Below are 24,298 nucleotides of genomic sequence, written 5' to 3'. Positions count from 1 at the left end.
CTTTATTATCTTCGGAAAAAATTATATTTGTAATAAAGCAATACTATGAAAACTATCGAAGACTACAATTTTAATAATAAAAAGGCGCTCATTAGAGTGGACTTTAATGTTCCTTTAAATGAGGATATGGAGGTAACCGATGCTAATCGTATTGAAGCGGCAAAACCAACAATTATTAAGATTTTAGAAGATGGTGGGAGTGTTGTTTTGATGTCTCACCTTGGAAGGCCTAAGGGGAAAGAAAGTAAATATTCACTTCAGCATATTACCAGCAAGGTTTCAGAAGTACTTGGAGTAGAAGTGAAATTTGTAGAAGATTGTGTTGGGGAAGAAGTAGAAACCAAGGCGGCAGAATTAGAACCGGGGGAGATCCTATTGCTCGAAAATCTCCGTTTTCATGAAGAGGAAAAAAATGGAGACGAGACCTTTGCAAGAAATCTTTCAAAATTAGGTGATATTTATGTAAATGATGCTTTTGGCACTGCCCATAGAGCTCATGCCTCAACCACGGTGGTTGCTAAATTTTTTGAAGATAAATGTTTTGGATATCTGCTGGCTAAAGAGATAAAAAGTCTGGATAAGGTTCTAAATAGTACTGAAAAGCCCGTAACTGCTGTTCTTGGAGGTGCAAAAGTTTCTTCAAAGATCACTGTTATTGAAAATATTCTTGATAAAATAGACCACCTTATTATTGGTGGAGGGATGACGTATACTTTTATCAAAGCTCAGGGAGGCCATATTGGAAACTCTTTGGTTGAAGACGATAAGCAGGAGCTGGCTCTTGAAATTCTAAAGAAAGCTAAAGAGAAAGGAGTTGAAATTCATCTGCCGGTAGACTCGATAATTGCTGATAGCTTTTCAGAGCAGGCGAGTACACAAACAGAAAGTGTAGACAATATTCCTGATGGTTGGATGGGACTGGATGTTGGTCCTGAAACAATTAGAAATTTCTCTGATGTTATAGCTCAATCAAAGATCATTCTTTGGAATGGACCCCTGGGAGTGTTTGAAATGGACACTTTTGCCAAAGGAACTATTGAATTAGGAGAGGCTATTGCTGAAGCTACCAAAAATGGTGCTTTTTCTCTTGTTGGAGGAGGGGATTCTGTTGCCGCTGTTAAAAAATTCGGTCTTGAAGATAAGGTAAGTTATGTCTCAACCGGCGGTGGGGCTATGCTTGAGATGTTGGAAGGAAAATCTTTACCGGGAATTGATGCTATTAAAAATTAACGAGGTACGAAGTTTGATAACTTTTCGTTTGTTAATGTAAAATGAATGTATGCTGAAACGAAAATTTTTAATGCTGTTGCTCCTGGCGGGAATTTCTACGCTGGCACAGGAAAAAAAGAACAAGGAACGGGTTGAAAAAGCCAATTTCAGGGTTCAGATATTTCAAAAAAGCGACGATACAGAGATCAAGCTTGCAGAGCCTGATCCCGAATTTAAAGATAAGTTGCCAATTTCTGCTGTGATAAGGGATTCTTCCAAGGTAAAACTTAAGGATCTTCCCCATGCTCAAACTATTGACTCTTTATGGATGCTGGAACTCACAAATTCAGATCTGTTTGATGAAATGCAGGAGAGTATTAAAGAGCAGGATTATGAAGAGGTAGTTTATAAAGAGCTTCCTACAGATACTCTTAAGGCTCGTCTTGCCAAATTAAATGCCAGAACGCCTTTTAATATTGAATATAACCCCATTCTGGAGAGTGTTATAAAGTCTTATTTAAAAAGGAATAAGCGCGGTATGGAACGCTTAATGGCTCTGAGCAGCTATTATTTCCCAATGTTTGAGCAGGAGCTTGACAAATATGATATTCCTTTAGAGATTAAATACCTGGCTATCGTTGAGTCTGCGCTTAATCCCAGGGCACGATCACGTGTGGGAGCTACCGGATTATGGCAGTTTATGTTCACTACAGGTAAAATGCATGATTTAGATGTGAGTTCTTATGTAGATGAACGTATGGATCCTGAAAGGTCTACAGAAGCTGCCGCTCAATATCTGGCGAGTCTTTATAAAGTTTTTGGAGATTGGGATCTCGCGCTTGCATCTTATAATTCTGGTCCTGGAAATGTTTCAAAAGCTATTAGAAGAAGCGGTGGTTCAACCGATTACTGGCATTTAAGAAGATTTCTTCCACGTGAAACAGCGGGTTATGTACCGGCCTTTTTAGCTACACTTTATTTGTTTGAATATGCTAATGAGCATAATTTTCAGCCTTCAAAACCTGATGTAGTCTATTTTGAAACAGATACCATACAGGTGAAGCAGTTACTAAATTTTGATCAAATTACTAAAGTAACGGGTGTCGAAAAAGAAATGCTACAGTTTTTAAATCCAAGTTTTAAGTTAGATATCATTCCTTTTGTTGAAGATGAAAAATATAGTTTAAGACTTCCAAAGCAGGCTACAGGGAAATTTGTTTCTAATGAAAGTGCCATCTATGATTTTGCAGAAAATCAATTGGTAGAAGAGAAAAAACAACTCCCTAAATATGTTAAGACCGAAGATCGTATTCGATATAGAGTAAGAAGTGGAGATTATTTAGGGAAGATCGCTGAAAAATATGGAGTTGGTATAAGTAGTATTAAGCGATGGAATAATATGAGAAGTAATAACCTTCGAGTAGGGCAGTATTTAACGATATATCCACGTAAACCAGTAGAGGTGGCTTCCAGTTCTAAGTCGTCAAATTCCAGTGAAAATTCAAATGCAAGAATTTATACAGTGAAGAATGGGGACTCTCTCTGGAGTATTTCGAAGAAGTTTCCGGGCGTTACGGTACAAAATTTGAGGTCTTGGAACGATATGAACACCAGTAGCCTGAAACCTGGAATGAAACTGAAACTTTCCAAAAGTTAAAAGCTATTAAATCAAAACCGAAAAAATGAAACGTAGCCTGATCCTGCTAGCCAGTATTTTCCTATTAATTTCCTGTAAGAATGATGAGAAATCGTCCAACAAAAACGATAGAATCCTGACAGATTCTTCCGGGAATATCAATCAACTTACTATAGTAATAGAAAACGAACTCTGGGAAGGAGAAATTGGAGAAGCGATTAGAACTAATCTGGCCGCACCGGTTGATGGTCTGCCACAGGAAGAACCATTATTCAGTTTAAGTCAGATTCCTCCAGAAACCTTTTCAGGCTTTGTTAGAAACAGCCGTATCTTCTTAAAGATCGAAGAAGGAGGTAATAAAGGAATGGATCTTTTGGAAAATGAATTCGCAAGGCCTCAAACAGGGATTGTTGTACAGGGAGAAAGCTCCAGCGAAATTATTGAGGTAATAAATAAAGAATCAGACTCTATTATTAAGATTCTTAAAAAGACTGAACTCACTGAGAAACAACGAAGAATTAGAAAATCTCTTAAAAAGGATGATGAATTAAGTGAGAAATTCGGGGTGAACCTTAAATTTCCATCGGCATACAGATACGCTAAGCAAGAAGATCATTTTTCATGGATAAGAAAGGAGATCCCAAAGGGAAGCATGGAAATTCTCGTTTACGAGGTTCCTATTAATACAATTGAAAATGACTCCAGCGTGATTGCGAATATTATCAAGATGAGAGATTCTATTGGTGAAGCGCAAATTCCAGGAAGACTGGAAGGCTCTTATATGATCACAGAAAAGGCTTATGCTCCCTATCTATTCGAAACCAAAATTGATGGTAAGTTTGCGTATGAAACGCGCGGAACATGGGAGGTTGAAAATGATTTCATGGCAGGACCTTTTGTAAACTATGCCGTGAAAGATGAAAAGAATGATCGGTTTATAGTTCTGGAGGGATTTGTTTTCTCTCCATCAAGAGGAAAAAGGGATAATATATTTGAACTGGATGCTATTTTACAATCGATAAAAATTGATTAAATAAAAAACCCAACTGAAAAGTTGGGTTTTAATTTTTTATATAAGTTCGAAAATTATTTATTTTCTTCTGGAACTTTTTTACCGTCTTCTGGGGTTGTCCCATTCTCTTCGTCTTTAGAAGCATCCTTAAATTCCTTAATTCCGCTACCCAGGCCTCTCATTAATTCAGGGATCTTACGCCCTCCAAAAAGCAGTAAAATAATTACCACAATAAGTATAATTTGTGGTGCTCCTATCATTAAAGGCAATATAAATGCATTCATGTCTTTTAATTTAGATATACAAACTTAACAAGAATTAAGCAATATAAACGTTAAGAAGACAATAAAATACTAATGATTCATAAGTCCCCTAATAAGTCTTTTGGGGCGGTAGAGCGAGAAATTATTTAATTTATCTTTGTAATACTTAATTACGGCTATGGCTCAAAATAAGAAAACGAAAAAAAAGTTCACCAAGAAACTACTTCATAAGTATAGAATGGTAGTGCTAAATGAAGATACGTTTGAAGAACGATTTTCATTTAGATTAACGAGGCTTAATGTTTTTGTGGCTGTAGGATTATCTGTGATCTTTTTAATCGCGGCAACAACTGTTTTAATTGCATTTACACCCTTACGTGAGTATATTCCGGGGTACTCTTCTGCTGAGCTTAAGGAAAGAGCGACCAATCTTTCTTATACTTCAGATTCCCTTCAGAATGTAATTCGTTTAAACGATCAATATTTAACCTCTATCAAGAGCGCGTTAACGGGTGAACTAGATCTGGATAAATTAAACAGGGACTCTTTATTAAGTGAACCAATTTCAGATATTGAATATGAAGAAATCAATAGGATTAAGGCAGATTCATTGTTAAGGGAAGAAGTGGCTCAGGAAGATAAATACAATATTTTACCTACGGCCACAGATAATATTAATTTCTCCCTTTTTCCTCCGGTTAAGGGATCTATTTCAGATCCATATAATATTGAAAATAAACATTTTGCGGTAGATATAGTGACTACACGAAATTCCCCCATTAAATCTGTGGCTGACGGTAGGGTAATCTTTGCAGAATGGACTGCCGAAACCGGTTATGTGATCATTATAGAGCATAGCTACGGACTGCTTTCTGTTTATAAGCACAATGCTTCACTCACCAAGTCCCAGGGGGATATGGTAAGCGGAGGGGAAGTGGTTGCTACCGCTGGGAATACGGGAGAATTAACTACCGGTCCTCATTTACATTTTGAACTTTGGAATGAAGGAAATCCAGTAGATCCTTCAGAATATATTGATTTTAAATAACCTATGTCTATAAAGTCTTTCGCAGCTAAAATATTTGCATCATACATTCGGAAAAAGATAGATCATTGGGCTTCCAGACCTTATGAAACTCAGGATAAAGTTTTTCAGGAGCTTATAAAGAAAGCGAAAAATACTAAATTCGGAAAAGAGCATAATTTCAATAAAATCAGCACCCATTTAGATTTTATTCAAAATGTACCAATACGGGATTATGAAGAGCTTAAACCATATGTAGATTTGATGGTTGAAGGGCAGGAGGATATTCTCTGGCCCGGGAAACCTTTGTATTATGCAAAAACATCGGGTACCACTAGCGGCGCTAAATATATTCCGCTTACAAAAGAATCAATGCCCACGCATATCAATGCCGCCAGAAATGCGATTCTTTGTTATATTGAAGACACCGGGAAGTCAAAATTTGTAGATGGGAAAATGATATTTCTTCAGGGAAGTCCGGAGCTGGATGAGAAAAATGGAGTGAAACTGGGCCGGCTTTCAGGGATTGTAGCGCATTATGTTCCCGGATATCTTCAGAAAAACAGAATGCCCAGCTGGGAGACTAACTGTATCGAAGATTGGGAAGATAAGGTAGACGCGATTGTTGAGGAAACGGTAAAGGAAGATATGTCTGTAATTAGCGGAATTCCATCCTGGGTCCAGATGTATTTTGAAAGGCTTATTGATAAAACAGGAAAAAAGGTAGGCGATATTTTCCCGAATTTCGACCTCTTCATCTACGGGGGAGTAAATTATGAGCCTTATCGATCAAAATTTGAAAACCTCATTGGCCGAAAAGTGGATAGTATAGAACTTTATCCTGCTTCAGAAGGCTTTTTTGCTTTTCAGGACAGACAGGATGAAAAGGGAATGTTGCTTCAGCTGGATTCCGGAATATTTTATGAGTTTATTAAAGCCGATGAATTTTATGATAAAGACCCAAAAAGGCTATTATTAAAAGATGTTGAGATAGGAGTCAATTATGTGATGATCATTTCTTCTACTGCCGGGCTTTGGGGCTATAATATTGGAGATACTATTCAATTTACTTCAGATAAACCTTACCGGGTCATTGTTTCGGGTAGAATTAAGCATTTTATTTCGGCCTTTGGGGAACATGTTATTGCAAAAGAAGTTGAAGAGGCTATGCAGGAAGCAGTTGCTGAAACAGACGCTGCAATTACTGAATTTACAGTAGCGCCACAAATTAACCCGGAAGGCGAAGAACTGCCATTTCACGAATGGTTTGTAGAATTTGAACAGAAACCGCAAGATTTGAATAAATTTGCTGAAATTATCGACAGGTCTTTACAGAAGCAAAATTCCTATTATCTTGATCTTATTGAAGGGAATATTCTTCAAAGGCTTAAAGTTACCCAGGTTCCGCAGAATGCCTTTCAGCAGTATATGAAGTCTATAGGTAAACTTGGAGGCCAGAATAAGCTCCCAAGGCTTTCTAATGATCGGAAAATAGCAGATAAACTTAAAGAGATTATATAAAAAATTACTATGTCTATATTAAAACTACAGGGCAGAACAAGAGCACAGGAAAGTTCTGGTGCTATTGAACGCATGTATATTACCATGAGACACCTTTTTAACAGAGGTTTCTATAAACCAATGGGTGTTTCAGGAGAAACTCTTAGAGAATCATTACTCACACTACGTCCGGAGATCTATGGCTCCATCGCCAATGAAAAGGCAGAGCTCGAAGGTTTATTATACGTAATAGACAGGCTGCCTCATGGTATAGAGGAGTGCAGATTCATTAATCTTACCAGCGACGAAGGTTATGGGAATTCCCATTTTAAGCCGATTATTCCACCTAAAAGAAGAAGAAATTGCTATAGAATTGACGAGGAGCAAATGAATATTGAGATCACTCGTGGCAGATCTGAGATCTATGATATTCTTACCCATCTCACTTTTCTTTTTATTGAATCTCATAAGATCATGAAAAGAGTCTTGATAGATGAAGATGGCAGCGTAAACCGGGACTGGGAAAAATTGGAAGTTGCGGTGACTCAATCTGAAAAATTAACGCAGGCACAGCGAGAAGTGGCCCTAACACATACAGCAAGTATCTTGGGAAGGACTTTTCATGAAATTAGCAAGCTTTATCCAAAATTCTCTACTCCAGAGAATCCTGACCGTTTTTTAAATGTGGTTTGGTCGCTTGGAAAAATGGCTATTCGTGAAGCTATTCAAAATGAAAAAAGAATCATCACTTTTAGCCCGGTTTTAAGAGAACGCTTAGGACATCATATTCATGGAGAAATCTGGTCTAATGATATAAAATTAAAACTTATTGAAAATAAGCTGATGGATAGGCCAATTCATATAATTTCTGCGAATATGCACAGTGTTATGAATACTCTGTACACGCCATGCGCACTTAAAACGGAATTAAAGAAAAAGAAGTCGCTGGATATTTATGAAGAATTAAGTGATAGTGGGAATGGATCTTTAAGAAATAAAGTGACAAAAACTGCTCTGGATAAGGGGATGTATTTTATTGAAGATAAAAGCGGAACCAATATAGATGTGCAGGTTTTTGATACCGCCAAGCTCGAAGATGGATTTACCGGAACTAAATTCAGCGACCTGAAAAAGGAAGAAAAACCAGTGATAATCGTGATGGATTATGCTTTTGGGGAACAGGCTTACGAAACAATGGATGAACTTCTAAAACCTTTTGTACATGAAGATAAAGAGGTGAAAATTAATGTGAAGTCTATTTCAATCATGGGTAAAGCTGGTATTTTGGAAGGTGGAAAAGGGGATATTATGATCCCGGATGCTCACCTTTTTGAAGGAACAGCAGATAATTATCCTTTTGAAAATCAGTTGAAAAAATCAGATCTTGAAGGTCATGGCATTAAAGTAGTTGATGGCGCTATGATCACGGTTTTGGGAACCTCTCTTCAGAATAAAGATATTCTAAGGTTTTTCCATGATTCAACCTGGAATGTTTGCGGACTGGAAATGGAAGGTGCACATTACCAGAAAGCGATTCAAGCCGCTTCAAGATTAAGAGGGAGTATAGATGAAAATATAAAGGTGAGATATGCTTATTACGCTTCAGATAATCCATTAGAAACAGGAAGTACGCTAGCTTCAGGAGGTCTTGGAACGTCAGGAGTGAAACCCACTTATTTAATTACTGAAAAGATCCTGGAACAGATTTTTAATTCTTAAATAGATATTATGCAGGTAGAAGAAACGCCTTTAAAAGATTGTTTTCTTATAAAACCTAGAATTTTTGAAGATCATCGGGGGATTTTCCTGGAGACCTATCAACGCAAGCGCTTTGCAGAGCTTTCGGGGATAGATGAGGAGTTTGTTCAGGATAATCAGTCAGTTTCCCAATTTGGGGTGCTTCGAGGAATGCATTATCAAAAAGGTGAATTTGCCCAGACAAAAATTGTAAGAGTGATTTACGGGAAAGTTTTGGATGTGGTTGTTGATCTACGTCCAGATTCTCCAACATTTAAAAAGACGTTTTCAACCATTCTTGATGACCAAAATTTAAATCAGTTGTATGTTCCAACAGGTTTTGGACATGGGTTTCTTACGCTTTCTGAAAAATCTGTTTTTGCTTATAAGTGCGATCAATATTATACCCCTGGTTCTGAAGCGGGAATTATATTTAACGATCCAGATCTAAATATTAACTGGAACTTCCCGGAAAGGGAAATGATATTATCTGAAAAAGACAGGGTCTTACCAACTTTTAAACAAACCTTTGCATGAAAACAATTTTAGTAACAGGCGCGAATGGTCAGTTAGGACAATGTTTTCAAAAGCAAACGCAAAACTTCTCCAATTTTAAATTTTTCTTTTGTTCTTCCGGTGAGCTCGATATCACTTCAAAAGATGCCCTGGAGCAGTTCTTTCAAAAGCATCAAATTGATTTCTGTATTAATACGGCTGCCTATACCAATGTTGAACAGGCAGAAAATGAAGAGGAAAAAGCATTCTCTGTAAATGCTGAAGGCACTAAGAATATTGCTGAAATTTGTAAAAAACACGGAGCTGTTTTATTTCATTTTTCTACAGACTATGTTTTTAACGGACAATCTCAAAAACCGTATAAAGAGATAGATGAGGTTGATCCCATTAATGTATATGGCGCTTCAAAATTGAAAGGGGAAGAGGAAATTCAATCCACAATGGAGCAATATTTTATTCTTAGAACCTCCTGGTTATACTCTGAATTTGGTCATAATTTTTTCCGAACAATTCTTAGGAAAGTAGAGGAAAAAGCCGAATTGAATATTACCACTTCTCAAATTGGAACTCCAACCAATGCCAACGATCTTGCTAAATTTGTCTTGAAAATGATCAGTTCAGAATCTCAGGATTTTGGATTATATCATTTTAGCAATGAAGGACAAGCCACCTGGTATGATTTTGCCGCTGAAATTCTTAATTATTCAGGAAAAATGGATCAGGTTCAATTGAATAAGACAGGATTTTTTAAGACCTTGGCAGAAAGACCTGAATATAGTGTTCTTTCCAAGGAAAAGTTTACAGAGCAATTTGGGCCTATAGACAACTGGAAAGAAAGTCTTTTTAATCTTATCAACGAGGGGTAATAATTGGAATTTAAATGGCTAAGAGAATATTAATAACAGGTGCGGCAGGTTTTTTAGGTTCTCACCTTTGTGACCGGTTTTTAAAAGAAGGTTATGAAGTTATTGGGATGGATAATCTCATTACCGGGGATCTCAAGAATATTGAACACTTGATGAAAATGCAAAATTTCGAGTTCCATCATCATGATATTACCAAGTTTGTACATGTAGCGGGAAACCTGGATTATATTTTACATTTTGCTTCCCCGGCCAGTCCTATTGATTATCTAAAAATCCCAATCCAAACCTTAAAAGTTGGATCTTTCGGGACACATCATTGTCTTGGTTTAGCCAAAGAGAAGAACGCGAGAATTCTTATCGCCTCTACTTCTGAAGTGTATGGAGATCCATTGGTGCATCCTCAAAATGAAGAATATTATGGAAACGTAAATGCCATTGGACCTCGCGGGGTTTATGATGAAGCAAAACGTTTTCAGGAATCAATAACTATGGCTTACCATAGATTTCATGGTCTGGAGACAAGAATTGCCAGAATATTCAACACTTACGGGCCCCGTATGCGACTAAATGACGGTAGAGTAATTCCTGCTTTTATTGGGCAGGCCTTAAGGGGAGAAGATCTTACTGTTTTTGGTGATGGTTCACAAACCCGGTCTTTTTGTTTTGTAGACGACCAGGTAGAAGGAATTTATAGACTTCTTTTAAGTGATTATTCTGAACCTGTAAATATTGGAAATCCCGATGAGATTAGTATTTTGGATTTTGCCGATGAAATCATTAGACTTACGGGGACAGATCAAAAAATTGTTTTTGAAGAACTTCCAAAGGATGATCCCATGCAAAGACAGCCGGATATATCCAGGGCTAGAGAGATCCTCGATTGGGAGCCTAAAATCTCCAGAGCTGAGGGAATGAGGATTACGTATGACTATTTTAGAGGTCTGAGTCAAGATGAATTAGAAAAAAGGGAACATAAAGACTTTTCAAAACACATTAGACGGTAGCATGGAAGATAGGGGACTGGTTTCAGTTATAATGCCTGCATATAATTCGGAGGTGTTTATTACTGAATCTATCCAGTCTGTAATTCGTCAAACCTATCCCAACTGGGAGCTTCTTATTATTGATGATGCTTCTTCTGACACTACAAAACAGATCGTTCAAAAATTTTCTTCCGAAGATGAACGCATCAAATTACTTAAAAATTCTACTAATGCTGGAACGCATCATAGCAGGAATAAAGGAATTAAAGCTGCCTCAGGGAACTTTATTGCATTTCTTGATGCAGACGACCAATGGAAACCCCAAAAGCTGGAAAAACAGCTAAAAGTGCTTTCTAAACCAAATGTTGCGGCCTGTTTTTCCAGTTACGAACTCATTAATGAAAAAGGAGCAAGTCTTCAGAAGAAGATTCAGGCGTTGCCGGTGCTAGATTACGATAAGTTGCTAAAGGCAAATTATGTGGGAAATCTAACGGGTATTTATAATGTTAGTATTTTGGGGAAGGTCTATTGTCCTGATATTCCAAAGCGCCAGGATTGGGCTTTATGGCTTAAAGTCATTGAGGAGGGAGGCCCAATCGAGGGCATAGCCGAATCTCTTGCGGTGTACAGGATTAGAAAAAATTCTATTTCTACCAATAAACTTGAAATGCTTAAATACAATTTCAAGGTGTACCATTCTGTCCTCAAGTATGGGTTTTTCCATAGTATCTGGAGAATGCTCATATTTTTAAACGAGCAATTCTTTGTGAAATCTAAACAGGTAAGAGCTATTTCAAATGAGAAATAAACTGTTTGAGTTTTCCGCTACGACTACGTTTTAGAATATCCTTTCTTTCGAAATTAATTTTTAAATTTTCCCCCACATAAGTGCCAATCGCATCTAATATTTTAGCTCGTTGTTCTTCGGAAAATTCCTGCTTACTAACATATTCTATTTTAAACTCATCCATTTCAGTTTGAATGATCACAAATTCTTTGATGTGTCCGTTATCTTCAATAATGGTTTTGGTGACGTAGTAAAATGTAAGTCCCGGAACTACTTTGCCATCGGGTAATCTTGCAATATCGTTGGTTCTTCCAATCAGCTTTTCAAGAATTGGTTTTTTGAGCGTGCTTTTTTTAGAGAGGCACCCAATATCGCCAATATCATACCGAATCATCGGGTGGGCTTTGTTGTATAGGGATGTAATAACTACGCGACCTTCTTCACCATAAGGAAGAATGTGATCATTTTCATCAAGAATTTCAATGTAGAGATCTTCAGAATTTACAATCCAATGATTTTCAGCATCTTCAAAAGCTATTAAGCCTACTTCACTGGCGCCGTATTCATTGATCACCGGGACACCAAGAGCATCTTCTATGAGTTGCTGATCTTTTTCAAAAAGTCTTTCAGAAGTTACAATACAAATATTAAGGCTTGGGCAAAGTTCTTTCAGAATAAGATTTTTGTCCTTTAAAAAACGAGCAAAAAGTACAATCGCACTGGTATATCCATTCAGATAATTAAAATCTGACTTTTTGAATCTTTCCAGGAAATCTTCCATCTTTTTCTCGCTAAGGTCAAAAATATTGAACCTTCTTCTTAGACTTATTCTATCTTTCAAACGTTCCTGAACATTTCCGTAGAAATCAAGAGGAATCCCATAAAACCTGGCTTGTAAAGATTTATTGAGATCTATATGATACCAGCGATATCTATCTTGAAAGCCGGCCCAGCTTAAAGCATGGGCAAACCTATTTTTAGCAAAAATAAAAGGATGACCGCTACTGCCAGAAGTTTTTCCAATGTAGGCCGTTTTTGTATTGTACGTGGAACTCAGCCGATCTTTCAAAGGATGTTGCAGATCAGATTTTTTCATGATTGGTACATGTTGCCAGTCATCAAAACCATCCCAATTAAAGAACTCACGATAAAAATCATTATGCTGTATATGGTAATCTATAATGGCATTTTTCCGTTTTCTTTGATATTCAGCATACTCGTGTTCAGGAATATTTTGAATTTCTTCCAGAGTTTTTTTTGCCCTTTCTATAGGGAATTTATTAAGCTGCAACGAAAGTTTAAACCAATCCAAGGGCAGAAAAGCTTTTTTAACGAATTTATTGGTGCTTCAATTTACAAACAATTATTTTTGATGCAATATTTAAAATCACAACCACATGAATATTCTTATCCTTGGCTCCGGTGGGCGAGAGCATACCTTCGCATATAAGATGGCACAAAGCAGTAAATGTAGTAAACTGTATGTTGCACCTGGAAATGCTGGAACCGCAGAGATTGCAGAAAATCTATCGCTGAATCCTATAGATTTCGCTGCAGTTGCAAATACTGCGTTGGAAAGGAATATTAAAATGATCGTGGTTGGACCGGAAGATCCATTAGTGAAGGGCATCGTAGATTATTTTACAAATGATGAACGGCTAAAAGATATTCAGATTATAGGGCCTTCGAGTCGTGGGGCTTTGTTAGAAGGCAGCAAGGAGCGTGCAAAGGAGTTTATGGCTATGCATGGAATTCCAACAGCTGCCTATGAAAGCTTCAGCTTTGAAAGTTTGGGTGCAGGGAAGAATTTTCTGGAAACCCTAAAACCACCGTATGTCTTAAAAGCAGATGGTCTTGCAGCCGGAAAAGGAGTTTTGATCATTGAAGATCTTGAGGAAGCTAAGAAAGAGCTGGAAAATATGTTGTCGGGAAAATTTGGTGCCGCAAGTAAGAAAGTGGTGATCGAAGAATTTCTGGACGGAATTGAACTCAGCGTATTTGTGCTTACTGACGGTAAAAATTACCAGATATTGCCAACTGCGAAAGATTATAAAAGAATTGGTGAAGGTGATACAGGCTTGAATACCGGCGGAATGGGAGCTGTTTCCCCGGTTCCTTTTGCTGATGAAACTTTGATGAATAAAATCGAGGAGCGTATCGTTAAACCAACGGTAAACGGATTAATGAAAGAGGAGATCGATTATAAAGGATTTATTTTTATTGGATTGATCAGGGTTGGGGATGAGCCATTTGTTATAGAGTACAATGTGAGAATGGGTGATCCTGAAACGGAGGTAGTTCTCCCCAGGATAAAATCTGACCTTGTTGAATTATTTGAAAAAACCTGGAGTGTGGAACTTGATCAGGCTAATTTAGAAATTGATTCCAGAACTGCGGCTACGGTAATGATGGTTTCAGGTGGATACCCTGAATCGTACGAAAAAGGAAAAGTTATTACCGGAATAAACGAAATTGAAGATTCTATCGTTTTTCATGCTGGAACCAAACAGGAAAACGGTCAAGTGGTAACGAGTGGAGGAAGGGTAATAGCTCTAACTTCTTTCGGGGAAGATTACAAAAAGGCATTAAAAAAATCTTATCAAAGTGCAGAAAAACTACATTTTGATAAGATGTATTTTAGAAAGGATATAGGTTTTGATTTATCCTAGGAAAGAGTGAGAAGTAGATTCTCTCTTCTCTTCATTATTATCGTTGAAGGTTTTAAGTTGCTTCATCCAATATAGGAAGGCAAGAAAACCAACGATCATAAAAACCCAGTTAAGGATATTTGCAAGAAACCAGGAATCTAGCTCAAGAGCTCTTAAGGCATCAAGAGGCTTTAGAAGTGTAAATTCTACAAGCGTTGCTATTCCTTCAAATAAATCTTTCATCGTATAATCTTTGAATGTGAGTACAAAAATATAAAAAACCCCAATGCTAACAAGCTTTTTTAATAAATCAAAGCCTATAAACCTTTCGGTAGTTATTGTATTGCTCTGTATTTTCTATATAGGAGCTAATTTTTCTGCCTGGATAAATGGTTTTAACTGGTTGGAGTTTTTTGAAAAACTGGGAGTGTTGCTTTTACTGGTTTTAAGTTTGTTGGTGCTTAATTTTATTGCAAAAAAGAATGAACTCACGAAGCGAAGCGCCTATAAAACCTTATTATTTGCGATATTTTGCATTTCTTTTGGTAGTCTCTTAAAGAATGAATCGGTTATAATTTCCAATTTATGTGTGCTGTTCGCTATGCGGAGAATTATTAGCCTGAGATCTCATAAATTCGTAGAGAAAAAGATCTTTGATGCCACTTTCTGGATTAGTATTGCTACACTTTATCATTTCTGGTCTGCATTGTTTTTTCTTATTGTATTCTTCGCAATCTTAAATTTCGCGGCAAATTTTAAGAACTGGCTTATACCATTCGTTGCTTTTTTGGCGGTAGTTTCGCTTACCATCTGTTTTCATTTGATCGCCTATGATGAGTTTTATACATTTTCAAACTGGTTTCAGGCCAGTAATTTTGACTTTACCAGGTATGGCGATCTAAAATTGCTCATTCCATTAAGCATCATTCTGGGACTGCTAATCTGGACATTATTTCAGTATTTTTCATCTATTCAAAAAGCAAGTATTACCAGAAGACCAGTTTTAACTCTGATCATTTTCAGTCTGTTAGTTGCTGCTGCGGTTAGCTTATTTTCCCCTACAAAAAATGGAAGTGAACTTATCTTCTTTTTTGTGCCTTTAAGTATTATTTCTTCAAATTATTTTGACAATAAAAAAGATAAAATTTTAAAGGAGATTATTCTAATAACTTTAATAATTATGCCTTTTGTAGTAGCATTTTTTGTTTAAATATGAATGTTTCCTGCCAGTTTCAACCTGAACTCTTCTCAAAAATAATATCTTTGTATTCAATGTGATTTTACACATTTCGTCAGTATATAATCCAAGAATTAGAAGCTATGTTTTCAGATAAGGCCAATACGATTTTCCAGGAAGTAATAGAAAAATATCATGAAAAGGATGATGTATATCAGGATTTTAAGAATCCTTACGATGCTGAAAAAAATCTTTTAGAGCACTTGCTTTACAGGAAATGCTGGATAGATACTGTCCAGTGGCATTATGAAGATATTATACGTGATCAGAATATAGATCCTGTGGCTGCTTTAACTCTAAAAAGGCAAATTGATGCTTCTAATCAGGATCGTACCGATACTGTTGAATATATTGATAGTTACTTCTTAGAAAAATATAAAGATGCTGAACCTAATACCGATGCTACTTTAAATTCTGAAAGTCCTGCATGGGCCATAGACAGGCTTTCCATTCTTGCGCTGAAGATCTATCATATGGCTGAAGAAGCTGATAGAAAAGATGCTTCTCAGGAACATCAGATGAAATGTAAGGCAAAACTGGATGTTCTATTGGAACAGAGAGTAGATCTTTCTACAGCGATCAATCAATTATTGGAAGCCATTGAAAACGGTGAAAAATATATGAAGGTTTACAAGCAGATGAAGATGTATAATGATGCTGAATTAAATCCGGTACTTCGAGGTAATAAATAGATTTTATGGGCAGCTCAGAAGAACTTTTAGCTGATAATGGCAAAAAAGTGCAGCACATTTTGGCAATACGCTTTTCTGCGATGGGAGATGTTGCCATGACAGTCCCGGTGCTTAGTATTTTGATGGATACATATCCAGAATTAACAGTTACCGTACTTACCAAGAATTTTTTTATACCGCTTTTTAGCCATTTGCCAAACGTAAGTGTGTATGATGCAGATCTAAAAGGCGTTCATAGTGGTGTTTTGGGTCTCGGGACTTTAGCTACAGAGCTACGTGATGAAGAGATTGATGCGGTAGCAGATCTGCACGATGTTTTACGTACAAACGTTCTTAAATCCCTGTTTTATTTCTACGGAATTAAATTCAAACAAATAGATAAGGGAAGGGCCGAAAAGAAGGCGCTTACTCGCGATAATAATAAGGAATTCAGGCAGCTAAAATCTACTCATCAGCGCTATGCCGATGTTTTTGAAGCACTTGGTTTTCCTTTAGATCTTTCAGGATATAAAATACCTCCAAAAAGAAAACTTTTATCTAAAGTTCTGGATATTGTTGGTAAACAATCCCAGAAATGGCTTGGAATCGCTCCTTTTGCTCAGCATGGGTCCAAATGTTATCCTACAGATTTGATGGAAGAAGTACTTGCTGGTCTCTCTTCCAGGGGAGATATCAAGATCATCCTGTTTGGAGGAGGTGATACCGAGAAAGAGCAATTAGAGAATTGGGAACAGAAATTTAAGAATACTAAAAGTGTAGTTGGGAAACTTCGATTTTCAGAAGAATTAAGCCTTATCTCCAATCTGGATACAATGCTTAGTATGGATAGTGGGAATGCTCATCTGGCAGCTATTTTCGGGGTTTCGGTTGTTAGTATTTGGGGTGTGACCCACCCATATACCGGTTTTAAAGCTTTTAACCAGCCAATAGAGAATTGTATTTTACCAGATTTGGATCAATATCCAAAAATTCCAACTTCGGTGTATGGAAATAAAGTACCGGAGGGCTACGATGAGGTAATGCGCAGCATTCCCCCGGAAAAGGTTGTTCAGAAAATTCTGGAGAATCTCTAAAAATTCTATTTCAATACTTCTGCATGAACCTCTCCCTGGGAGAGGTCGGAACTATTTTTACCGGGGTCCGGATGAATTTAAACATCATCAAAATCCACTTTTAGAGTAGGAGTTGTGGGATGCGCCTGACAGGTTAATACAAAACCTTCTTCAATTTCCTCATCTGTAAGGATCTGGTTCTTGCTCATTTCAGCCTTACCTTCAGTAATTCTCGCCATACAACTACTGCAAATCCCGCCCTGGCAGGAATAAGGCACATCAATATCATTTTCCAGCGCAATATCCAGCACAACCGCAGATCTATCCATCGGGAATGAGAATTCTTCATCATCAACAGTAATCGTTACCGTGGTCTGGCCGTCTGTATCTCCTTCAATTTCTTTTTCTTCGACAGTAGTGGTGAAAAGTTCAAATAAAATTTGATCTTCACTTACTCCGTTAGTTTTTAGCACGCCGGAAACATGGTTGATCATCTCTTCAGGTCCGCACAGATAAAATTTATCAAATGGATGATCTTTGAATTTATTCTTCACCACGAAATTTACCGTACTGGTTTCTATCCGGCCAAAATGTGAATTTTCTTCTCTGGTTCTACTGTAAACAAACTCTACAAATAATCTATCCGGAAATTTAGTCTGTAGTTCTAATAGCTCCTTGAAGAAAATGGTATCATCTACAGATTTATTTCCATAGGTAAGCACAAATCTACTGAGAGGTTCATCTCGAAGCATCGTTTTTATGATAGAAAGAATAGGTGTGATCCCGCTTCCCGCAGCAAAAGCTGCATAATTATTTCTGCTTTCTCCCGGTTTAAAAATAAACTTTCCTTCAGGTGGATGAACTTCCAGGACATCACCTGCCTTAAGATTATTATTAGCAATCACAGAAAACTTTCCGCCTTCTACCTCCTTAACCGTTACTTTGAAATCTTCGGAACCCGGGGCGGAACAAAGAGAATAAGCTCTTCGTAATTCGTCCCCATCAGCCCTGGTCTTAATGGTTATATATTGTCCTGCAGAAAAACTGAATTCTTCCTTTAAGTTTTCCGGGATCTCAAAAGATAAACTTACCGCTTGTGATGTTTCGCGAATTATTTCCTTTATTTTTAGCGGATAGAACTGACTCATTATTTTTTATTTGTGCGCAAAAATACAAAGTAGTTCGGTTTTAGAAATGTAACAAAAGTTTAAATTTCTATACCAATTCAATAAATAGCATCTTTTATGTTTAAAAAGTTCATCTGGCTGGAGTGGAAATCTTTTCTCAGATCTGCCAGTTTTGGAAAAAGTTTGGGACTAAAAATTCTTATGGCTTTCCTGGCCTTGTATTTTTCAGCGATGTTCCTGTTTTTAGGAATAGCGCTATTTCCAATGTTAAAAGAAATATATCCGCAACAGGATCCTTTGAAGGTGGTAAACGCTTTTGCACTCACTTACCTCTCTTTTGAACTGCTTTTTAGGTTTATGTTGCAATCCTTACCGGTTATTGATATTAAACCATTATTGATATTACCATTTAAGAAAAATAAAGTCGTGAATTTTGTATTGATAAAATCACTTTTTTCCTTTTATAACCTCCTTCCCTTATTACTAATTATTCCTTTTGGGCTGTATTGTATTCTCAAAGAAGGCTATCCTGTAGCAAATATGCTTGGCTGGATGATCGCCATGTACTTGATAACCTTATGTGTTAATTATTTCAATTTTATTATAAAAAAACGATTTACTGAGAATTTGAAGGCTCTTATTCCGGTATTGGTAGCTGGTGTAGTCCTTGCACTTTTAGATTATCTGGAGATTTTTGAATTGGGAGGTTACTTTGGAGAAATTTTGAATTTTGTGTATTTAAATCCCTTTCTTGCAATAGTTCCTTTTGTATTGCTCATTGTTTTATATATCTGGAACTATAAAAATCTACTGGGAAAATTTTATCTGGATTCAGGTTTAAAAGGAAAGAATAAAACAGCCGATACCAAAGAATTTGGTTGGACAAAGCGATTTGGAAGTATAGCGCCATTTCTTCAGCAGGATCTTAAACTCATTTGGCGAAATAAAAGACCGAAGACTACCATTTATATGTCGTTAATTCTTTTGAGTTACGGGCTTATATTCTATCCAAATGATACTTACCAGGATATGCCGTCATTTTTTGTATTTGTGGGTATTTTTATGACTGGTATTTTTATGATTAATTTCGGACAATTTGTTCCTTCATGGGACTCCTCCTACTATCCTATGATCATGGCCCAGAATATTCCCATGAAACAATATCTTGCTTCAAAAATGGGCTTGATTACTTTTAGTGTGGCGGTATTAGCTATTTTAACCACACCTTATGTATATTTTGGGTGGAATATTTTATTGCTCAATATTGCTTGTGCTATTTATAATATGGGCGTTAATGTGCCATTGCTTATATATGCGGGATCTTACAATAAAAAAGCCATAGATCTGGACAAAAGTCCGTTTATGAATTACCAGGGAACGGGAGCGACACAATGGTTGGTAAGTCTGCCATTGTTATTGGTTCCAATCCTGTTTTTCTGGCTTATTAATAAATTTGTGAACTATGAAGTGGCCATGGGAGTGCTTGCCGGACTTGGGGTAATAGGTCTTTTATTAAGGCCAGCAATTCTTAATTTCCTTGCGCAGAGATATCGCCAGAGAAAATATGTGATGATACAGGGATTTAAACAAAAAGGAGACTAAAATTTTTACAATGATAACTGCAACAAATCTTTCAAAAATATATAGCGGAAACAAGGTGCTGGATATAGAACATCTGGATATACCTTCAGGACAGAATTTTGGATTGGTAGGAAATAACGGAGCTGGAAAAACGACATTTTTTAGCTTACTGCTGGATCTTATTCAACCAAGTACCGGGAATATTTTTAATAATGAAATAACGGTAAGCCAAAGCGAAGACTGGAAACCTTTTACCTCTTCTTTTATAGATGAAAGTTTTCTCATTGGTTATTTAACTCCGGAAGAATATTTCTACTTCATTGGTGAATTGAGAAACAGAAATAAAGCTGATATTGATTCTTTTCTCACTCAATTTGAAGATTTATTTAATGGCGAAATTATAGGCCGAAAGAAATACCTGAGAGATCTTTCTAAAGGAAATCAAAAGAAAGTGGGGATTGTAGCTGCTTTAATTGGAGATCCCGAAGTGGTGATTTTAGATGAACCTTTTGCAAATCTGGATCCAACTACCCAGATCAGGCTGAAAAAGCTACTGAAGGAACTTTCTCAAACTACAGGTACCACCGTGCTAATTTCAAGTCATGATCTAATTCACGTTACCGAAGTCTGCGAGCGAATCGTGGTGCTGGATAAAGGAGTTATTGTTAAAGACATGGAGACTTCAGAAGCTACCCTTAATGAACTTGAAGAATACTTTTCAAGGGAAATCGCCGAAGGCTAGCAAAATCAGCTATTGGAGTTTAGAAAAAGAAGTTTACTTTTACATACTAAACCAGCTGTATCAAAGTTATTCATGATACCACAATAGGTTCATTTTGAATACGTTTACCAGATTTACTCTTTTTATTTTTCTTTCTGCGGCTATTTTTAGCTGTTCCAGAAAGAAAGACACCTTTATAAGTCGCAATTATCATGCGGTGACTGCTGAATACAATATTCTATATAACGGGCAGATTGCACTCGAACAGGGCAGGGAAGAAATCAATCAAAATTATGCCGATAATTACTGGGATATTCTTCCGGTTGAAAGATTAGCGGTTGATAATAAGATTTTGTTACCAGACAGTATTCGGAATCAAAATTTTGGCAGAGCAGAAGAGAAAGCTGTAAAAGCAATTCAGAAGCATTCCATGTTGATTGGAGGGAAGCAACGCAATCCTCAAATGGATGAGGCTTATCTTCTATTGGGAAAATCAAGGTATTTTGATCAAAGATTTATTCCCGCCTTAGATGCCTTCAATTATATACTTTATAGATATCCGGCCAGTGATAATATCAATCATGCAAGAATCTGGCGTGAAAAGACCAATATCAGGATTGGAAATGAAAAACTGGCGATTAAAAATCTTAAAAAAATTCTTGATTCAGATAGATTGAAAGATGAAGATCTGGCAGATGCCAATGCCAGTATCGCCCAGGCATATATAAACTTAAGACAGGTTGATAGTGCGGTTGCACCCTTATATACCGCTGCCGATTTTACCGATATTAATGCCGAAAAAGGACGTTATTTCTATATTCTGGGTCAGCTTCATAATCGTTTGGGAGAAACTGCTACCGCCAATGCAGCTTTTGATAAGGTGATTGATTTAAATCGTAAATCTCCTCGAATTTACTTTGTGAATGCCTATGTTCAGAAGGCCAAAAACTATGATTTTAATTCAGGCAATAATCAATATTTGCTGGACCTGCTTACAGAACTTGAACAGGACAGAGAGAACAGGCCATATCTTGATAAAATTTATTTTCAGTTAGGGGAATATTACAGCAGAATTGACTCTACTGATACGGCTTTAGAATATTATAATAAATCTCTAAGGTCTCCATCCAGCGATATTTATCTGAAATCTATCAATTACGAAATACTTGCCAATATTAATTTTGATCGGGCTGAATATCAGGCATCCGGGAAATACTATGATAGCACGCTTACTTTTATGTCTCCGGAATTATTAGAGTACAGAACGATTAAGAAAAGAAGAACGAATCTCGATGATGTAATTAAATATGAGCAGATAGCAGAGGAAACCGACAGTATTTTAAGATTGGCAGGTTTGTCTGAAGATGCACGTATTGCCTATTTTACTGAATATACCGATGCTTTAAGGGTAAAAGCAGTTAAAGATATGGAAGCAGGAAATTTACCGGTATATACGGCCAGTATCGGCCCTCAGAATAATTTTCCTTCTGCTAACGTTCCTCCTGCAGGGCAGCCTAATTCAGGAAATTCATTTTATTTTTATAATCCACTCCGCGTTTCAAAAGGAGCCCAGTCGTTTCTGCGTGTTTGGGGAAGTAGGGAGCTTGCAGATAATTGGCGATGGGGTTCTTCAGCTTTAAATCAAAGCTCTATCAATCCTCAGGAAAGATTAATGGATATAAATCTTGATAACGATCCAATTTATGATCCAATGACGTATGTGAGTCAGATACCCGGGGAGCGATCGGTTTTAGATAGTTTGGCTACACAGCAGAATTTAGCCTATTATCAGTTAGGAGTGATTTATAATGAGAATTATGGAGAATATGATCTGGCTGCGCAAAGACTGGAGTTTTTGTTAGGCAATCAACCTCAGGAACGATTGGTCTTGCCGGCAAAGTACAATTTGTATAAAATCTATGAAGCGCAGGGTAGATTAAGAGATCAGGAAGAAATTAGAAATGATATTCTTCAGAATTATTCTGATTCTCGTTATGCTGCTTTTATCAAAAATCCGGAGAGTATTCAAAGAGATGAGAATAGTCCGGAAGTACTTTACAATAACTTGTTTCGGGAGTATGAAAATCAGAAATACCAGGACGTTATTCAGAAATCGAATGAATATGTTTCGCGTTTCACCGGAGATCCCATAGTGCCAAAATTTGAACTTCTAAAGGCAAGGGCAACCGCAAGAATTCAAGGCATAGATGCGTACGAACAGGCATTAAATTATGTAGCTGTAACCTATCCACAAACCCAGGAAGGTCAAAAAGCTCAGGATATCATAAATAAAGCAATTCCGGAATTAAAGACACTTGAATTTTCTTCAGATAGTCTTCAAAGTAAATTTAAACTGATCTATCCAGTTGAAAATATGGAAGCTCAAAAAACAGCTGAATTAAAGGATTCTATTGAAAAAGCCATATCAGAATTAGATTACAAAAAACTCAATGTTTCTATTGATGTATATGACTCTGAAAGAACTTTTGTGGTAGTTCATGGATTAGAGACACAATCAAAATCACTAGGCTTTCAGGAATTATTAAGAGAAAACAAAAATTATAAAATAGGGCGGGAAGCTTTTGCCATGTCCGCAGAAAATTATAGAATTGTACAAATTAAGAAAAATTTAAGAGATTATTTGGACAATAACTAAACCCTACCTACTATGTTTTCTGATACCAAAAAGACCAAATCTGCACCTAATCATAACGAACAAAATAGAATTGCTGCTGGAACACTTATCACTGGAGAAATTTCAGGAAAAGGCTGTTTCAGGATTGAAGGAACCCTGGAAGGCAGCTTAAAGACCCCGGGAAAAGTGGTGATAAGTGAAGGAGGTTTAATAAACGGAACACTGGAATGTGAAAATGCAGATATCGAGGGAAGTTTTAAAGGGAAGATATTTGTAAAAGGAGTTCTTAGTTTAAAAGGGACAGCTAATATTCAAGGGGAAGTAATTGCTGGAAAGCTTGCTGTAGAACCTGGGGTGGTTTTTAATGCAACTTGTGAAATGAATGGCGGGGTAAAGCCTCTTAAAACAGGGAATGAAAAAAGATCAGCGTAATAAATATCTCGGGTTTGTTAATATTGCCTTTCAAATGGGCATTATAATAGCTGTGGGAGTTTTTGTGGGAATCTGGTTAGATGGAAAATTTCCAAATAAATATTCTGCATATACTATTTCTTTATCGCTGCTAGGTGTTTTTGTGGCACTCTATCAGGTGTATCGTGCAGTTAAAAATTTGAATGAAGACGACTAAATGCAAGCTAAATTAATTTCCTTTCTCAAACTTTTTATTCCTTTTTCAATCTTACTTTTTATAGCTCAGTTTGCAGTAGTAAATTATTTGTTGAATATCGATCTCTACTATACTACTTTAGCTGTTTACTCTTTTCATATAGTCGCGACCTTTCTTATTTATTTGTTCCTGGTATTTGTAAACAAATCTTTTAGCGATAAGACGGGTTTTGCATTTATGGCATGTAGTCTTTTAAAAATGTTGGCGGCGGTACTTTTTCTTTTACCAATGATGCTGAACGATGTTCCCAATCCGTTTGAAGATTTGATCTTATTTTTCATCCCATATTTTTTGTTTCTGATATTTGAAACTATATATGCGGTGAAGCTTATCAATACTAAATAACGAACTGTCTTTCAGGAAAATCGTTAAAATGCCTGAATGAAGTAAAAAAATATACGGGGG

At 36.8% G+C, this 24,298-nt stretch carries 24 protein-coding genes; 20 read left to right on the top strand and 4 right to left on the bottom strand.

Features of this window, described 5'->3' with window-relative positions; translation table 11 throughout:
• The first annotated feature begins 45 nt into the window (after positions 1-45).
• The 3 genes from GFO_RS15535 to GFO_RS15525 are packed head-to-tail and all read left to right on the top strand — an operon-like array spanning position 46 to position 3,878.
• Entirely contained in the window at positions 46-1,230 is a 1,185-nt protein-coding gene (locus GFO_RS15535; RefSeq protein ID WP_011711138.1) for a phosphoglycerate kinase, read from the top strand.
• Between the two features lie 49 nt (positions 1,231-1,279).
• A complete protein-coding gene (locus GFO_RS15530) occupies positions 1,280-2,866 on the top strand; it encodes a lytic transglycosylase domain-containing protein (protein ID WP_011711137.1) in 1,587 nt (528 codons plus the stop codon).
• A 25-nt stretch (positions 2,867-2,891) separates the two neighbouring features.
• On the top strand, positions 2,892-3,878 hold the full coding sequence (locus GFO_RS15525; protein ID WP_011711136.1) for a DUF4837 family protein: 987 nt from the start codon (positions 2,892-2,894) through the stop codon (positions 3,876-3,878).
• 53 nt (positions 3,879-3,931) lie between these two features.
• Here GFO_RS15525 and GFO_RS15520 read toward each other — a convergent pair whose 3' ends face one another.
• Positions 3,932-4,141 carry a twin-arginine translocase TatA/TatE family subunit gene (locus GFO_RS15520; RefSeq protein ID WP_011711135.1) on the bottom strand — a complete coding sequence of 70 codons (210 nt, stop codon included), beginning with the start codon at positions 4,139-4,141 and terminating at the stop codon, positions 3,932-3,934.
• A 157-nt stretch (positions 4,142-4,298) separates the two neighbouring features.
• On the opposite strand from GFO_RS15520, the gene GFO_RS15515 reads away from it, so the two are divergent.
• From GFO_RS15515 to GFO_RS15485, 7 genes are read left to right on the top strand one after another with little or no spacing between them, the layout of a single operon-like run.
• Positions 4,299-5,168: a murein hydrolase activator EnvC family protein gene (locus GFO_RS15515; RefSeq protein ID WP_011711134.1), complete on the top strand. Its 870-nt coding sequence runs from the start codon at positions 4,299-4,301 to the stop codon at positions 5,166-5,168.
• A gap of 3 nt (positions 5,169-5,171) precedes the next feature.
• Entirely contained in the window at positions 5,172-6,665 is a 1,494-nt protein-coding gene (locus GFO_RS15510) for a GH3 auxin-responsive promoter family protein (RefSeq protein ID WP_011711133.1), read from the top strand.
• Positions 6,666-6,674: 9 nt separating this feature from the next.
• Positions 6,675-8,363, top strand: coding sequence for a DUF6909 family protein (locus GFO_RS15505; RefSeq protein WP_011711132.1), 1,689 nt, complete (start codon positions 6,675-6,677; stop codon positions 8,361-8,363).
• Between the two features lie 9 nt (positions 8,364-8,372).
• Positions 8,373-8,918, top strand: coding sequence for a dTDP-4-dehydrorhamnose 3,5-epimerase (rfbC, locus tag GFO_RS15500; protein ID WP_011711131.1), 546 nt, complete (start codon positions 8,373-8,375; stop codon positions 8,916-8,918).
• The gene (gene rfbD, locus GFO_RS15495; RefSeq protein ID WP_011711130.1) at positions 8,915-9,763 is read left to right on the top strand and encodes a dTDP-4-dehydrorhamnose reductase; all 849 of its coding nucleotides are present in this window, start codon (positions 8,915-8,917) and stop codon (positions 9,761-9,763) included. Before rfbC ends, rfbD begins: the two co-directional genes overlap by 4 nt.
• A gap of 14 nt (positions 9,764-9,777) precedes the next feature.
• The gene (locus tag GFO_RS15490; RefSeq protein ID WP_011711129.1) at positions 9,778-10,767 is read left to right on the top strand and encodes a UDP-glucuronic acid decarboxylase family protein; all 990 of its coding nucleotides are present in this window, start codon (positions 9,778-9,780) and stop codon (positions 10,765-10,767) included.
• 1 nt (position 10,768) lies between these two features.
• Positions 10,769-11,554 carry a glycosyltransferase family 2 protein gene (locus GFO_RS15485; protein ID WP_011711128.1) on the top strand — a complete coding sequence of 262 codons (786 nt, stop codon included), beginning with the start codon at positions 10,769-10,771 and terminating at the stop codon, positions 11,552-11,554.
• On the opposite strand, the gene GFO_RS15480 is transcribed toward GFO_RS15485, so the two are convergent.
• A complete protein-coding gene (locus GFO_RS15480) occupies positions 11,535-12,845 on the bottom strand; it encodes a phenylacetate--CoA ligase family protein (protein WP_011711127.1) in 1,311 nt (436 codons plus the stop codon). The two genes, GFO_RS15485 and GFO_RS15480, sit on opposite strands and share 20 nt — an antisense overlap.
• An 85-nt stretch (positions 12,846-12,930) precedes the next feature.
• Between GFO_RS15480 and purD the strand changes: the two genes are divergently transcribed.
• Entirely contained in the window at positions 12,931-14,202 is a 1,272-nt protein-coding gene (gene purD / locus GFO_RS15475) for a phosphoribosylamine--glycine ligase (protein WP_011711126.1), read from the top strand.
• Here purD and GFO_RS15470 read toward each other — a convergent pair.
• Complete coding sequence (locus tag GFO_RS15470) at positions 14,194-14,424, bottom strand: DUF6341 family protein (RefSeq protein ID WP_011711125.1); 231 nt, start codon at positions 14,422-14,424, stop codon at positions 14,194-14,196. The genes purD and GFO_RS15470 overlap by 9 nt on opposite strands.
• A gap of 43 nt (positions 14,425-14,467) precedes the next feature.
• Here GFO_RS15470 and GFO_RS15465 point away from each other — a divergent pair, with 43 nt between their 5' ends.
• The 3 genes from GFO_RS15465 (at position 14,468) to GFO_RS15455 (ending at position 17,183) form a co-directional block, all read left to right on the top strand.
• Positions 14,468-15,391, top strand: coding sequence for a DUF6427 family protein (locus tag GFO_RS15465; protein WP_011711124.1), 924 nt, complete (start codon positions 14,468-14,470; stop codon positions 15,389-15,391).
• 110 nt (positions 15,392-15,501) lie between these two features.
• The gene (locus GFO_RS15460) at positions 15,502-16,110 is read left to right on the top strand and encodes a DUF4254 domain-containing protein (protein WP_011711123.1); all 609 of its coding nucleotides are present in this window, start codon (positions 15,502-15,504) and stop codon (positions 16,108-16,110) included.
• 5 nt (positions 16,111-16,115) lie between these two features.
• The gene (locus GFO_RS15455) at positions 16,116-17,183 is read left to right on the top strand and encodes a glycosyltransferase family 9 protein (RefSeq protein WP_011711122.1); all 1,068 of its coding nucleotides are present in this window, start codon (positions 16,116-16,118) and stop codon (positions 17,181-17,183) included.
• A 77-nt stretch (positions 17,184-17,260) separates the two neighbouring features.
• Here GFO_RS15455 and GFO_RS15450 read toward each other — a convergent pair whose 3' ends face one another.
• On the bottom strand, positions 17,261-18,310 hold the full coding sequence (locus tag GFO_RS15450) for a ferredoxin--NADP reductase (protein ID WP_011711121.1): 1,050 nt from the start codon (positions 18,308-18,310) through the stop codon (positions 17,261-17,263).
• A 96-nt stretch (positions 18,311-18,406) separates the two neighbouring features.
• On the opposite strand from GFO_RS15450, the gene GFO_RS15445 reads away from it, so the two are divergent.
• From GFO_RS15445 to GFO_RS15420, 6 genes are all read left to right on the top strand, one after another.
• Positions 18,407-19,891 carry a DUF5687 family protein gene (locus GFO_RS15445; protein WP_011711120.1) on the top strand — a complete coding sequence of 495 codons (1,485 nt, stop codon included), beginning with the start codon at positions 18,407-18,409 and terminating at the stop codon, positions 19,889-19,891.
• A gap of 10 nt (positions 19,892-19,901) precedes the next feature.
• Positions 19,902-20,612: an ABC transporter ATP-binding protein gene (locus GFO_RS15440; protein WP_011711119.1), complete on the top strand. Its 711-nt coding sequence runs from the start codon at positions 19,902-19,904 to the stop codon at positions 20,610-20,612.
• Between the two features lie 94 nt (positions 20,613-20,706).
• Positions 20,707-23,247: a type IX secretion system periplasmic lipoprotein PorW/SprE gene (porW, locus tag GFO_RS15435; protein WP_011711118.1), complete on the top strand. Its 2,541-nt coding sequence runs from the start codon at positions 20,707-20,709 to the stop codon at positions 23,245-23,247.
• Positions 23,248-23,259: 12 nt separating this feature from the next.
• On the top strand, positions 23,260-23,658 hold the full coding sequence (locus tag GFO_RS15430) for a bactofilin family protein (RefSeq protein ID WP_011711117.1): 399 nt from the start codon (positions 23,260-23,262) through the stop codon (positions 23,656-23,658).
• Positions 23,639-23,854, top strand: coding sequence for an AtpZ/AtpI family protein (locus GFO_RS15425; RefSeq protein ID WP_011711116.1), 216 nt, complete (start codon positions 23,639-23,641; stop codon positions 23,852-23,854). The genes GFO_RS15430 and GFO_RS15425 overlap by 20 nt, the downstream gene beginning before the upstream one ends.
• Positions 23,855-24,238: a hypothetical protein gene (locus GFO_RS15420; RefSeq protein ID WP_011711115.1), complete on the top strand. Its 384-nt coding sequence runs from the start codon at positions 23,855-23,857 to the stop codon at positions 24,236-24,238.
• Positions 24,239-24,298: the final 60 nt, after the last annotated feature.

Origin of the sequence: Christiangramia forsetii KT0803 (genome assembly GCF_000060345.1) — a bacterium.
Lineage (GTDB): Bacteria > Bacteroidota > Bacteroidia > Flavobacteriales > Flavobacteriaceae > Christiangramia > Christiangramia forsetii.
The sequence above is the reverse complement of the archived record's forward strand: the minus strand, read 5'-3'. Positions and strand labels throughout refer to the sequence as shown.